This window comes from Microcoleus sp. T3_D1 (genome assembly GCF_036700405.1).
Taxonomy (GTDB): domain Bacteria; phylum Cyanobacteriota; class Cyanobacteriia; order Cyanobacteriales; family Microcoleaceae; genus Microcoleus.
Window position 1 is genome coordinate 33,247 of the sequence record NZ_JAUBOV010000029.1, and the last position, 13,353, is coordinate 46,599.

A 13,353-nucleotide genomic window follows, 5' to 3' on the forward strand; every position below is an offset into this window, starting at 1 on the left:
AAAATTGGTCTCGGAGAATGTCAATTTTTACCTAAAGTAACTGAGTCCAATCAGGGGATTTAGTCAGCATTACCCATTGTCCGTACCCCCCTTCATAGCCAGAGTCAAATAAGCCACCTTGGTCATAATCATAGGTACATTTAGCATTATCTATGCTACCATCTAATCCACTGGGATCTAGCAACAACATTTGACAGATAGCGTCTTGAACTTCTTCCCGTAAGAAAATCTTGACTCCATAGGTTCGTTGTCGCTGTTTGTAGATTGTGTCTACTGCCTGAAGTAAAATAGGAGCGGCACTGAAGTAGCGGCGACTGAAGTTTTGGTATTTGCCTTCTGGTTCTATGACACTGGGCGATAGCGATCGCAACCAATTGAGGACACCCGCCACACTCGTATCACTAAATGCTATTTCACTGGTAGGTAGTTCAAACTTCACAGCAGCCTTTTCAATTACTTCTCCAACTAGGGACTTTTTTTCGGGCGGTGATAAAACAACTTCTTTTCGCAACCAGAGTTGTTGTACAACTGTAGCATAAGTCCAAGAAAACCTTTTTTCAGCTTCTTCTTGGTGTAGATTATAAATTACTAAATGTAAAAAATCTCCTAGCAATTCGGGGTTAGACTCTTGAATTTTAGCTGCAACTTGACCAAGAGGTGTCAGTGAGGGTGGATTTTTTTTTGAAATAATTGAAAGATTCCGCAAGAATGGAAATACCACTTTTTGGAGAACGGAAAGCCCTAAATTACAACTAGCTCCAAGTTGTTCAAAATTTGTTTCTTTATTCCTCAAAAAATCAAGAATTATAGCTACTCTTTCTAGCGTAGTATTTTGCTGAATATGTAAAGTTAATTTATTGCTCATAAAGCGCGTTCTAAAGTATCTAACCAAGCAGTCAAATTGTGCATAATCCGATATTCTCGGCTGGTTCTCAATTTATCAATACTTTGACAAAAGTAACATGAATGTTGCGTAGATTTTTTGAGTTCCTCTAGACCAGTTTTAGTAGTTTCAAAACCGCGTCTAACGGTAATTTGAATTTGAGAAGTACCCGGAAAAAAAATGCTGCCGAAGGCTCCTGCTTTTGACCAGGTTGAGCTATCTAAGCTATGGGGTACAAGGGAGTTGTTGCGGAGGCGATAAAAGCTGTTTGGGCCGCCAATGCCAAAGCAGTGAACTTTCATGTTTTTTTCGCGGGCGATACTGCCAACAATCTTAAACAATGCCAAACTAGATTCAGAAATCATATTAACGCTGCCGTTGGGCCCTGACGTTCCCCAAGAGCCAAAGCCGATACGGGTAATACCCATTTTTGCATAGGTTTCAATGCAGCGATTGATTTGGTTGATAGTGCGTCCGTGTACGGGGGCGATCGCGCGTTCTTGTACATAAACAGGCATTTTACCGAAAAATTTTTCGCAATGGTAAAGCGTTTCGCGAACTTTGTACTCCACTATTTCCTCTGAATCAGTTGAGATGGGTACGATATCGGGCAATACATACCCATCTGCCCAGGTATTATTGCGATAAAAATTATCTAAAAATTCCAGCAGTTGATCGTAAGTAAATTTCCCCTGTTGCACCTGATATGCACCGCAATCTAGCCAGACTTCCGAAATGTTTCCCACATCTTTTTGTTGACGAAAGTATTCTGTCGTAGAAGCTGGGCACGTTATCGGTGAGTAAAGAACGTTTTCAAAGGGATTACGCCGATCGCCGCTAGAATTCCACAACTGCCGACTGCGTTCAATCTCAGGACCCCCAGCACTTACTGCAGCCACAAACTTGGGAATTGTCAGGAGAATATTAGAGCATAATATCTTTTCCCAAACAACCAAAGAGCGGCGTTTACCAGGCTCAATTTGTACCCGATCAAATCCCATCTTGTTGTAAAACCCGTTAGCTTCTATGTCCAACGGGCATTTTAGGCGCAGTTTTGTAATGCCACACTTCCTGCCGTGTTCTTCCCATGCAGAAATAAGCTGACGACCCATGCCTTGCCTGCGGTGGTTGGGAGAAACGCAAAGATGGTAAAGGGTAGATATTTTGTCTCGACGGTGATGAAAGTGGAGAAAGCCGAAGGGGAGATAAAGAATTTCACTCTTTGCGATCGCTTCTACCAAAACAGCCTGATTCACAAAGCCTATCTCTTGCCGATGGGCATCGGCAAGCGCTTTAATCTGAAATAGCTCCTCGCTCGAAGCAAATACTATCCTTGACTCCAGACACGCAGTCGGCACGCTTACCTCACTCTGATAGGGAAACTGTTAAAAAATGTACCGTAATCTGTAGGTCTTATCTTGTCTGATTACAGGTTGCGATCGTAATGTAGACCAGGCGGGTATCTGTATAGATGGCGTTAAGGTCTATATCCAACGAGCGGGATAACAATTGCAGGCACTTCTGGTATTGGCTGCTGTGTAGACTGTAACGGGCGATCTATTACAGCTTATTACCTTTAACTAAGATGGAAGGGTAAAAGGGTCAATCCTTGCTGGATTCATTCTTTTTTACCCCTCTACCAAGTTCTTTGTCCTTATGTTCGCGGACTACTCTCTCCAGTAAAAACGCTGACAAGTTACTTACAGGGCGCTGTTCTTCCATCGCCCACTCTTCAAGCCAAGCGTAAATCGGATCTGGCAGATAAACAGTTACTCGTTTCGTCACAGGAATTTTGAGCGCATTTCTTCCTATCATGTCACGCCTGCGTTACTTTCACACTACTTTTTCAAGTCTAACAGCTTACACGCTGTGTTTAAGTGTTGCAGACGAGGTGCATAGGTGCTATGCTAAGGTCGTAACTCAACAGCTAAACCCCTACCGCAACAGCCTGCAAGTTTTGCAGCAAAAAAGCCGCGCTGAAGCTACTATTTTCCCTGTTCCTGAAAAATTATATTTCCAGCGATTCAGCGCCCTAAACCACTTGCACTATCTGGTTCCGATCGCTCCCAATCCCTATTCCTCGCCTCTATCCGATCTAGCTCTTCTGCCACCACTGCCCAAAAATCAATATCTTCAGAGGAAATACCCTGAGCTAAAACCAAATCTTCTCCACGAACTTTGATTAACTCCCCTCGGACAGAAACAGTCAGAGAAGACACCGAAACCCCTTCAGACTCTCCCACGATCAGATCGTACAAATCTCCTACCCGAACGCGGGTGTACTCATCAGTTTCTTCCACGCGATCGCGTGCATAATTGAGAAAATACTCAAAAGCTCTTTGAGCCGTTGGCAGAATAGACTCAGCCATTTTTACCTGCTGAATATCCATTGTGGCTGCTGGCTGTACTGAATCAGCATTCAAATCGCCCGCTGACGGATTCGGAATTATCGGCTCTAACCATTTAGAAAATATAGCCAAATCCTCAGAGTTTTCTTTTACAATTGTACCCAAAACCTCTGCATCGCCATAAGATAAAGCGCTTTGCACTTCACCCTCTAAAGTAATCCGCAGCACAATGTGGCTGTCTCGATCTGAAATCACCCTGATTGCGTCACCCTCCTCTAAAAATACTGTCCAATCTTCTATAATCTTGGATTTCCCCAGCTTCAACTGTTGATAGCCATCTAATAAAGCCCCAGATAGCAAATTCTCTAGCTCTAAGCGCTCTTCTTCTTCCAGCTTTACTACCTCTTCTGTAAACTGTTCTCGGACTCCCTCTTGACTTTCATTCTGGTCTTTCAAAATAGCCGAATTGCTAGAAGCAAGAGGTATGGTTAGTTCGCTGGAATTAGAGCGATCGCTCTTTAAATCTTGCTCCTGTATTTCAGCTAAAGCCCCCGCTTCTGTCGAGAGCGAATCAGCTTCATCGCCCTCTGCTTCACTACCCAGCGTCCCAACTTGATTGTCACCATCTGCTTGCGAAAGCCAAACCAGCAAATTTTGTTTTGGTTGCCCATCTTGCCTCTTTGAAGAAGATAATCCTTTAAGCTCGAGAACTCGGCGCTCCCAATCTTTGTTTAATTCGATGAAATTGGCTGCGTTAGTTTTTACCAGACTGATTTGAGCATAGGCATATTTCTCACCTGCCAAGGACAGGGCAAAATCAATAGCAGCAAGGCAGCCGTGATAGAAATCTTGAGTCTCGGCGAGGCAGATGCAATCTTCTAGAGCCGGTTCGCAATGGGTTCCTGTTCCAATTTGTCTGAGTTGAGAAATGGAACTAGCAGGCAACCTACAAATTGATAGCTTACAGTCGCCTCCTCCTGAATTTGAACTTGGATGTTGTTGGGGCGAATCATCTCCTCCATCATTGATAAAAGTTGCTATTTTAGCTTCTAAAAGACTAAGCGTTTGTACTCCGCTTTCTTCGTCTATTAATTTAACTGCCCGATCCAATCCTGCAAGTAATCCCTGGTAAAAATCTTGGGTTTCTCCAGCTATTGCTCGATCAGTTGCTATCTTCTCAAAAAAAGCCAGCCCTATTTGTTTTAGCCTCAAAATATACTCAGGGGAAAATCTCTGTATGGTGTCTAAAAACATAAGCGTACCGCCACCTAAAAGCGCGTCGATATTTTAGCAATCAACCTATCATGTGCTCTTGTCGCTCTCGATACGTCTGGAGTTGTAACTAACTTTAGTTCTCAAGGCATAGAACATTGAACCAGTAATTGTTTTATCAAAAAGTATTGTCCCGAAAAAAAGGCGTCTAACAAACGCTTTTTGCCTATTGCCATAACTAGCTGGAATTACAAAAAACAACAGCCACTCGGATGATAGTTTTTACATTTGGATCGCATTTTAATAGTCCGCAAGATTAATATTGCCGATGACTTTTGAAGTGGGAAATTAGGAGGGACGGCGGATTTAGTTTACAGCCTTTAGCTTTTAGCTTAAATCAGTAACTTTTACTGTCAACAGGAGAACGGCGTTCCCATGCAGTTTGACCATCAACACAGCTCTCGACAGCCTGTACCGGCCGATCCGCTGCGGCACAGCAGGAGGCACATACTAGCATCCGTCCTATTGCTACTGGACAGCGATCGCACTTTTGCCGACTGGTCTCTCCCCCAACTGCCCCACGTATTAGGGTTTACCTACAAAGGAAATCGCTTTTTGGTAGCAACTCACAAAGAGGCTGAGCAGATAGTTTGGGGGTGGCTCGAGGATAATTTATGGGCAGTAACCAATACTGATGAAGATATGGACTTGCTGCTCCAGCACTTGCAAATTTCCCCATCTCTAGTTGAAGCATTTAATGGACAAGCTGCTATCAATTACCTTCGGACAGTTCATCCTAGAAAATTTTGCAAGCTTCTGTCCCCTGCCATAGCCAATCCCACCCAGTTCGTGCAAGCTCTGTTTGAGAACCGCAGCAGACCGGGACTGGTTAAACGCGCCATTTGTGAGTCAGCCCAGTTCTCGCCTCTGGCTTGGACAGAAGTAGAACGGGCTGGATATCTCATTTACTGCATTATTAATCAACCAGAGGTACTTCCTGGCTCGCTCAAACTAACAATCAACTATCCTTATCCCTACAAGTCAATGAAAGAGCGAGCTTAGAAGTATTTAGCGTCACCTGCCTACATTTATACCCGACCGCATTGCCGTTGTCTTTTACAGCAACGGCATGGTCACTGTTGCCAATTGCCTTTCCGAGTGGGAAAAAATAAAAAAATTCCTAATGCGCCTTCAGAGATATCACTTTTATATGAGAGTATAACTATAGTTTTTTTACAAAACTGTCGGGGGATAGTGACGGTTCATACCTAAAGTACAGACATCCCCAAACTTCAACAAGAGTGCAAATATGCTTACAGTTTTAACCGCCTCCTCCTTTTGCACGCAGGATTGGAACTATGGTGGCACGCTACAGGAGGGCAACTCATGACAAAGATAATCTCGCTGTTCAACCAAGCCGGCGGTGTGGGGAAAACCACGATCGCGCTCAATCTCGGCTACCACCTCTCTAAGCGAGGCCACAAGGTTCTTCTTATCGATATCGATCCTCAAGGTTCCCTGACGCTCTTCATGGGGGTTGACTCTCAGAATTTGGATAAAACTGTGTTTGATGCCATTGTCAATGAGGAGCCTATGTCCATCCACACGGGCATTCACGGTATGGATTTGGCTCCTACCAACATCAACCTCAGTGCGGCTGAAATTCAACTGGTTAACATGGATTTTCGGGAAGTTCGCCTCAAGGATGCGATCGCCCCCATTCAAGACAACTACGACTTCATTCTCATAGATTGCCCTCCCAGTTTAGGGTTGCTCAGCTACATCAGCCTGGTAGCCGCTACTCATGTCTTAGTCCCCGTTGAGACTCACTACAAAGCCTTTGAGGGCACCAACCTCCTGTTGCAAACAGTAGCGAGAATCAGAAAGAAAGGAAACCGCTCTTTGCAGATAGCTGGTTTTGTTCCCTCCCGCTATGCTGCTGCCAACTCTCAGGATAAGCGGACTCTCAAGGCTATGAGCGAGCAGTTTACGACCTTCGGCCCCGTTTACACTCCCATCCCGCGCATAACTGCTTTCGCGGATGCTTCCGAGAAACAAGTCCCGCTTGCTGTTTACGAACCTAAAAATCCCGTCGTCAAAATATTAGACCAGCTAGCAGCCAAGATGGAGAAACTCAATGTCAAGTAAGAATGACCAGCCCTATAAAGGTAAGGCAAATTTGAGCGTTTTGTTTGGAGATGAAGAAGTGGCAGAACCAACAGCAGAAAAACTGCTCTCGATTGAGTCGATAAAGCTTCCATCCTCTCAACCTCGCCGATACTTCGACTCCCAAGCTATGCAGGCTTTGGTTGAGTCAGTAAAAACTGATGGAATTCTCCAACCTCTATTAGTCCGTCCTTTGGGAAATGAAAAATACGAGCTAGTAGCTGGCGAAAGGCGGTATAGAGCTGCTAGAGAAGTGGGATTGACAGAAGTTCCTGTTATCGTTCGGGACTTGACCCAACAGCAAGCTCTGCGCGTCGCATTAGTTGAGAACCTCCAGCGGGAAGACCTCAACCCAGTCGAAGAAACGGAGGGTATCTTGCAACTGCTCTCCCATTACCTTGAATACGATCTAGAAGAGGTGGTGCGGCTGCTCTACCGGATGCAAAATGACGTACAGAGGATGAATGATAACGTTATCATTCATCATGAAATGCAAATAGTCGTCAAGGTTTTTAGCGAATTGGGGCGGATGTCATGGGAGTCTTTCGTCAGCAACAGACTGGGACTGCTGAAGCTGCCGTCCGACATCCAAGAAGCCCTGCGCCGGGGTCAGATCGAGTACACCAAGGCGCTAGCGATCGCCAAAGTTAAAGACGAGCAGGCAAGAAAGTCGCTTCTAGAAGCCGCGATCGCTGAAGGTCTATCTTTAACTCAGATTAAAGAACGCATCGCGGATTTAAAGGCAGGTACTTCGGGAGAAGAACCGGAAGAAAATCTCAAAAGCCAAATAAAGGGAGCTTTAACAAAAGCGAACAAGTCCAAAGCTTGGAGCGATCCAAAGAAGCAGAAGCGCCTCCAAAAAATCCTAACAGAGCTAGAATCCGTCTTAGCAGATTAGAAAAAAGCTTAGCAATACTGGAGCGAACAACTTAGGACTTACGCATTGACAAAATGATTGTATTGTGAGTACCTCTGATAGCTCTGCGATCGCCTAATTTTAATCAATCCTTGGACTGGAGTTAGCAACCGTGATTATTTTTTGAACTTCTCAATTCACAATAGTCCGGACAGTTTTTATATGGCCCAATGGCTTATGCTCGCTTGACTTTGAGCCACTGTGGATAATTAAATCAATGTCAGCTCCACCCCTGACTTACATTTAATTCGACTTTTTTATGCTCCTTGCCCCGCGTAAGCTTGTAGTATCGTTCCAAAAACTGTCCGGAGTATTGATCACTAACTCCATTTTCCCATCGAACCCATTTGACATCTATATAATCATTTTGTCAATGTGTAAGTCCTACAACTATTCCTCTAAAAACAAAAGTCGCGCTAACAAGCATCTTAATCAACATTATTGAATGAAAAATCAGCTTTTAGGTAGAACTCGCTTAACCTTGGCAGTTGATAGGTTGGAGACAGGAGATGAAATCGAAAAAAGCCAACTAAAACCAAGTTTTGCTTATGTTGACAGTTATGCCACAAACTCACACTCTTTCAAACTGCAGCCGACTTTCACCATCGTCAAAGTATCAAACCCTGTTAGACTGTTTTTTGGCAGATTTTCAAAATTCGCTAAATGCTTTTGCTCGCGCCTGGAATAAGTATCAGCCAAACGATTCACTCTCGAACGACAGAAAACAAGACTTAGATTGGCTTGAATCGACGCTCCAAGAGTACAAGATTTCCATCCAAACTTCAACTAGCAGCAAAGAGTTTTGGAAAGGCTGTAAGGATGGAAAACAAAGCAGGAGAACAATTTCTGACTTCGACTCGCCAAGCGTCGCACAAACCTTACTCAACGCGACCGCGAACCCAAAAGCAACTCAAATATACGAGCTGGGGTTTCAAGTTGGTTGGCGGTACGTTCGCCTCAAAGACTACTTGCTGCGAATCAGAAAGCAGCGAAAGTTGGAAGAATCCAAGCAGCTTCAAGATTATCAACAGTTTTTAAGTTTTATCCGCCAAAAGGCTGAGTCAGAAGATATGGACTCGTTCGTAAGCTTTGGATGGAGGCGGGAGAAAAATTCAGGGCAATGAGAGATAAACCCAGTAAAATCTTGGCGGTTGACGATACAACTGACAACTTATTTATTATGCAGGCTATTCTCTCAGAAGAAGGCTACTGCGTCAGCACGAGCTCCAGCGGCCTTGATGCTTTAGCTAAGGTTGAGGAGTCGCCACCAGATTTACTCCTGTTGGATGTAATGATGCCAGAAGTAGACGGTTACGAAGTGACTTACAGAATTCGCTCAAATCCTCAACTTCCCTTTATCCCCATCCTGTTAATTGCGGCTGACAACTCAATGACCATAGCAGATGGACTCGACTTGGGCGCTGACGATTTTGTTTGCAAGCCCATCCAGGTAAATGATTTGCTGGCTCGCGTCCGCAGCCTCCTCCGGCTCAAACACAGCATAGATGCGATGCTGGAAATGACAAAGGCACGAGAGGATTTTGTGGCTCGTCTTACCCACGACTTGCGGATTCCCCTAGTTGCCGCTGATAGAATGCTGATCCTGCTCAAACGAGGGAAATTCGGTGAACTGCCCATTCAAGCGGTAGAGGCGATCGCCACCATCGGCAACAGTAACCAAAATTTGCTTTCGTTAGTCAATACTTTACTAGAGGTTCACCGATTTGAATCAGGTTCCAAGAGCCTCGCGATTGCCCCCTTCGACCTTAAAAAACTGGTCAAAGAAGTTGTCAAGGAACTGGAGGCTGTGGCTATCGATAAAGGACTTGTCCTAACTTTCGACGAGCCTGACCCACAACCACTGCGGATTGAGGGCGATCGCCTCGAACTCCGCCGAGTCATCACCAACTTAGTGGGAAATGCCATTAAATTCACCGATTTTGGTTGTGTGAAAATCGTTGTCCGTTCAGATATCAAGTCGGTAAGCATTAGCGTAGAAGACACCGGCCCCGGCATCAGAGCCTCAGAACAAGCCTCGCTGTTTGAACGATTTCGCACCGGAAACCATGCTAGAGCAGGTTGCGGCTTGGGGCTGCATTTGTCCCACCGGATTGTAGAAGCCCACTCTGGCAGCATTGACGTGACATCAACGGTGGGTCAAGGCAGCACATTTACTGTACGGCTCCCTATCTCGCTCTAAAAGTCTTGTTTGGATACAAAAAAGCGCATAGGTTATAAGCTGTTCAGCATTTAAATAGGGTGTGAGGATTTAGTGAAAGGGAACAGGGAACGGAAAACGGGGAACAGACCATATGTAATTTAAATGCACGACAGCTTACCTTGGACACACTCGTGTCGCTGAAGTACAATTGTCCTTTTTTTAAACAAACCATGAATAAAATTAGCGTTGCCTTAATTGAAGACCACCACCTGACAAGGGCCGGAATCAAAGCAGCTTTAGAAGACTGCGAAGAACTCGAATTTATCGGAGAGGCAGCTAACGGCCTGCAAGGGATAACTTTACTGGAGAAAACCCGGCCTGACGTAGCGATCGTTGATATCGGACTACCGGGGTTAGTAGATGGGATTGAACTGACAAAAAGGTTCAAAGAATACATACAAACTGCCCAAACTCCAAGCGTGGAGAACCAACCGAAAGTATTGATTTTAACGATGCAGGATAATGAGGAATCCGTGCTGGCAGCTTTTGCAGCGGGAGCCGACTCTTACTGCATGAAAGATGTCAGTTTTGAAAAGTTAGTGGAAGCTGTTGTTGAGACAAATGCTGGTGAAAACTGGATCGATTCTTCAATTGCCAGAATCGTTTTGGCTCGCATGAATAACCCTTTCAAGGAAGCTGTTAACTCAGCAACTATTTCCACTGTGTCAATCAATGGAGTCGAGCCAGAATACAGTCATTTGTTAATGGCGAACCCTTTAACAGAACGAGAAAAAGAGGTTATAGAGTTGATTGTTGAAGGGTGCAGCAATGAGGAAATTTGCAAGCAGCTATACATTTCTCTCGGTACTGTGAAAACTCATGTGCGTAATATCCTCAATAAGCTGTCTTGCGACGATCGCACTCAAGCTGCTGTCAGAGCCCTTCGCGCGGGTTTAGTTGACTAAATCCGCTTCAAGAGCAACCGCTTGGTGGATAATACAACAGAGACGTTCCAGTAATCTAAGCTATTTAGGCGAGGGTCGCGATTAGAGGAGGTGCAGTGCCAGTTAATGCCGACAAACCACACTTGTGGAAACCCGATATTGCCCTGTCGGTAGACTTCTATAACAATTGGTTCATGCAGTTCGCTCCAAAAGCCTACCGCGACACTCGCATTGCTACCACTCAACAAGTTGAATCCGCCTTAGCAGAAACAGCCAATCTAACCAACATCACGTCCGCCCTGCTGCAACAGCATCCAGAGGTTTTGCCCATTTTACGCATGGCGGCAGCGCCGCCAATTGCGCGAGATCGCCTGATCGGTTTAGCAGGAGTGTCGCCCAACCTGGTCAAAAATATGGAAGAGAAACAGCGAATTCCGCCCCGGGCAGACATTGCAACTCTGGATGCTGAACTCACAAAAATTAGTCAAATTATTGCACGACTGCTCGACAAAGATATTTTTCCTTGGCTAGAAAGCGGACAGCAGCCAACGGAGACTGAAGTTCAAAGAGCAGCGACAATTGTTGCCGATCGCCTTTGCGGTGCTATTTCTGACCCGATCGTTCGCAACGCTCAAGAACGAAGACAGCTTGCTATGATCAGACAATGGCTGGAACAGCGTGGTTATTCCTATGTTAGAGGAGGAGCCGGATTAAGTTTTGAGACAATGCAACCGGGGACTTTCTCGTTTCGGCTCAATATCCCGGTACTTTTACAGTCCGGCACCAAACAAATTAATATCCCTATTGATGTTGCGATCGCGCCAATTAATTCTAGCCCCGGTGAATTTCCGTTACTGATTGAAGCGAAATCAGCCGGTGACTATACCAATCCCAATAAGCGACGCAAGGAAGAAGCTATTAAAATGACTCAATTGAGGAGTAACTACGGCAATAACGTGCGTTTTATTTTGTTTCTTTGCGGTTACTTTGACAGTGGCTATTTGGGTTATGAAGCGGCAGAAGGGATTGACTGGGTTTGGGAACATCGGATTGAGGATTTGGGGCTGTTTGGGATATGAATGTAACTGCAACAATTGAATTGACACGAATGTTGCGGCAATCGCAACTGGATGGAGCTAGAACTCAAGCTCAGCGAAATAAGCTAGGTCAGTTTGCTACGCCTCCAACACTGGCAGCAGATATTCTCAAATATGCTTCAATGCTGTTGCCGTCGGATATTAAGATTCGTTTTCTCGACCCGGCTTTTGGTACAGGTTCTTTTTACTCGGCATTATTGCAGCAATTTGGGCGATCGCAAATTGTTAAAGCAGTCGGCTATGAAATTGACCCCCACTACGGGAACGAAGCGATTAAGCTTTGGAGTGACACTTCGCTACATCTGAATATCGCTGACTTTACCCAAGCGATACCCCCTGACTCTGACGAGGCAAAAGCTAACTTAGTCATTTGCAATCCCCCCTATGTGCGACACCATCATTTAAACCGAGTTGAAAAGCTGCGGCTGCAACAGCTAGCACAGCAAACAGCGGGAGTTAAACTTAGTCAGTTGGCTAGTCTTTACTGCCATTTTTTGTGCATTGCGGATGCGAGTATGGCTGTTGGCGGCTTAGCGGGGTGGCTGATTCCCAGTGGATTTATGGATGTGAATTACGGGCAGCAAATTAAAGATTACTTGCTAAATCGCGTTACTCTGCTGCGAATTCACTGTTTCGATCCTGCTGACGTGCAGTTTGAAGATGCACTCTGTACATCAGCAGTGGTTTGGTTTAAGAAAGCTTTGCCACCTGCTAATCATGCTGTTGAGTTCACCTATGGAGGGAGTCTGACAGCATCTAAAATGTCGCTGATCGTGTCGGTGGAGTCGCTACGCAGTGCAGCTAAGTGGACTAAGTTTGGACTGATGTCTGGTAGTGTGAATTCTCAAGAGCAGCCGTTGAAACTTAAGGACTTATTTACTATTAAACGGGGGCTGGCGACGGGAGCGAACAATTTTTTTGTGCTGACACCCGAGCAAGTTTCTGCATACCAATTGCCCTTTGAGTTTCTCAAGCCAGTTTTGCCTAGTCCCCGGTTGTTATCAGTTGATGAGATTGAGGGCGATCGCTTGGGAAATCCGATTCTCGATCGCCTGTTATTCCTGCTTTCTTGTGATTTGCCTCCTTTGGAGGTGAAAGCTAAGTATCCATCGCTTTGGGAATATTTGCAGATGGGAGTAAGGCAGGGAATTTGCGATCGCTACCTGTGCAAGCATCGCTCTCCCTGGTATTCTCAGGAAAAACGTCCTCCTTCGCCTTTACTCTGTACCTATATGGGCCGTCAGGATACTGGTAGAGGTAGACCTTTTCGATTTATTCTGAATCATTCAATGGCTACGGCTACGAATGTCTATTTGATGTTGTATCCTAAACCTGCCCTTGCCAAAGTGCTTTTAGAGAAGCCAGAATTGCTTAAGGAGGTGTGGCAGGCGCTCGATCGCATTTCTGATGAGGCGTTGATGGGTGAAGGGCGCGTTTACGGGGGTGGATTGCATAAGCTGGAGCCGAGGGAATTGGGTAATGCGCTCGCAGGAAAGATTCTTGAAGTTTTACCTAAATTGGTTAAAAACTCACCTCGTAATCTAACAACCCCGTTCACCTGCCGTGAACAACCTCTCGAACTCAACCAGCCATCTCGATAGGGTCGATGTGCAACGGGATTGTTAG

At 45.3% G+C, this 13,353-nt stretch carries 12 protein-coding genes; 8 read left to right on the forward strand and 4 right to left on the reverse strand.

Annotation, left to right across the window (positions count from 1 at the left end):
* Positions 1-31: 31 nt before the first annotated feature.
* From QT992_RS15060 to QT992_RS15075, 4 genes are all read right to left on the reverse strand, one after another.
* Positions 32-865, reverse strand: a complete 834-nt coding sequence (locus tag QT992_RS15060) for a hypothetical protein (RefSeq protein WP_333377199.1) — start codon at positions 863-865, stop codon at positions 32-34.
* The gene (locus tag QT992_RS15065; protein ID WP_333377201.1) at positions 862-2,139 is read right to left on the reverse strand and encodes a GNAT family N-acetyltransferase; all 1,278 of its coding nucleotides are present in this window, start codon (positions 2,137-2,139) and stop codon (positions 862-864) included. Before QT992_RS15065 ends, QT992_RS15060 begins: the two co-directional genes overlap by 4 nt.
* Before the next feature lie 346 nt (positions 2,140-2,485).
* Positions 2,486-2,698 (reverse strand): ribbon-helix-helix domain-containing protein, encoded by a 213-nt coding sequence (locus QT992_RS15070; RefSeq protein ID WP_333224280.1) that lies wholly within the window; start codon positions 2,696-2,698, stop codon positions 2,486-2,488.
* Between the two features lie 209 nt (positions 2,699-2,907).
* Entirely contained in the window at positions 2,908-4,485 is a 1,578-nt protein-coding gene (locus QT992_RS15075; RefSeq protein ID WP_333377203.1) for a hypothetical protein, read from the reverse strand.
* A gap of 393 nt (positions 4,486-4,878) precedes the next feature.
* Here QT992_RS15075 and QT992_RS15080 point away from each other — a divergent pair, with 393 nt between their 5' ends.
* The 8 genes from QT992_RS15080 to QT992_RS15115 all read left to right on the forward strand — a co-directional run bounded on the left by QT992_RS15080 (position 4,879) and on the right by QT992_RS15115 (position 13,328).
* Positions 4,879-5,505, forward strand: a complete 627-nt coding sequence (locus QT992_RS15080) for a hypothetical protein (RefSeq protein ID WP_333377205.1) — start codon at positions 4,879-4,881, stop codon at positions 5,503-5,505.
* 324 nt (positions 5,506-5,829) lie between these two features.
* The gene (locus tag QT992_RS15085; RefSeq protein WP_333377207.1) at positions 5,830-6,591 is read left to right on the forward strand and encodes a ParA family protein; all 762 of its coding nucleotides are present in this window, start codon (positions 5,830-5,832) and stop codon (positions 6,589-6,591) included.
* Positions 6,581-7,507: a ParB/RepB/Spo0J family partition protein gene (locus QT992_RS15090; RefSeq protein WP_333377209.1), complete on the forward strand. Its 927-nt coding sequence runs from the start codon at positions 6,581-6,583 to the stop codon at positions 7,505-7,507. Before QT992_RS15085 ends, QT992_RS15090 begins: the two co-directional genes overlap by 11 nt.
* A 656-nt stretch (positions 7,508-8,163) precedes the next feature.
* Positions 8,164-8,649: a hypothetical protein gene (locus QT992_RS15095; RefSeq protein ID WP_333377211.1), complete on the forward strand. Its 486-nt coding sequence runs from the start codon at positions 8,164-8,166 to the stop codon at positions 8,647-8,649.
* Positions 8,646-9,725, forward strand: coding sequence for a hybrid sensor histidine kinase/response regulator (locus QT992_RS15100; RefSeq protein WP_333377212.1), 1,080 nt, complete (start codon positions 8,646-8,648; stop codon positions 9,723-9,725). The genes QT992_RS15095 and QT992_RS15100 overlap by 4 nt, the downstream gene beginning before the upstream one ends.
* 191 nt (positions 9,726-9,916) lie before the next feature.
* On the forward strand, positions 9,917-10,651 hold the full coding sequence (locus tag QT992_RS15105) for a response regulator transcription factor (protein ID WP_333048843.1): 735 nt from the start codon (positions 9,917-9,919) through the stop codon (positions 10,649-10,651).
* Positions 10,652-10,746: 95 nt separating this feature from the next.
* Positions 10,747-11,709, forward strand: coding sequence for a XamI family restriction endonuclease (locus QT992_RS15110; protein WP_333377214.1), 963 nt, complete (start codon positions 10,747-10,749; stop codon positions 11,707-11,709).
* Positions 11,706-13,328, forward strand: coding sequence for an Eco57I restriction-modification methylase domain-containing protein (locus QT992_RS15115; protein WP_333377216.1), 1,623 nt, complete (start codon positions 11,706-11,708; stop codon positions 13,326-13,328). The genes QT992_RS15110 and QT992_RS15115 overlap by 4 nt, the downstream gene beginning before the upstream one ends.
* Positions 13,329-13,353 lie beyond the last annotated feature (25 nt).

Excerpts from the sequence above, each read along its gene's own strand:
- QT992_RS15060 (WP_333377199.1), bottom strand. The coding sequence starts at position 865 with ATGAGCAATAAATTAACTTTACATATTCAGCAAAATACTACGCTAGAA.
- QT992_RS15070 (WP_333224280.1), bottom strand. The coding sequence starts at position 2,698 with ATGATAGGAAGAAATGCGCTCAAAATTCCTGTGACGAAACGAGTAACT.
- QT992_RS15075 (WP_333377203.1), bottom strand. The coding sequence starts at position 4,485 with ATGTTTTTAGACACCATACAGAGATTTTCCCCTGAGTATATTTTGAGG.
- QT992_RS15080 (WP_333377205.1), top strand. The coding sequence starts at position 4,879 with ATGCAGTTTGACCATCAACACAGCTCTCGACAGCCTGTACCGGCCGAT.
- QT992_RS15085 (WP_333377207.1), top strand. The coding sequence starts at position 5,830 with ATGACAAAGATAATCTCGCTGTTCAACCAAGCCGGCGGTGTGGGGAAA.
- QT992_RS15090 (WP_333377209.1), top strand. The coding sequence starts at position 6,581 with ATGTCAAGTAAGAATGACCAGCCCTATAAAGGTAAGGCAAATTTGAGC.
- QT992_RS15100 (WP_333377212.1), top strand. The coding sequence starts at position 8,646 with ATGAGAGATAAACCCAGTAAAATCTTGGCGGTTGACGATACAACTGAC.
- QT992_RS15105 (WP_333048843.1), top strand. The coding sequence starts at position 9,917 with ATGAATAAAATTAGCGTTGCCTTAATTGAAGACCACCACCTGACAAGG.
- QT992_RS15115 (WP_333377216.1), top strand. The coding sequence starts at position 11,706 with ATGAATGTAACTGCAACAATTGAATTGACACGAATGTTGCGGCAATCG.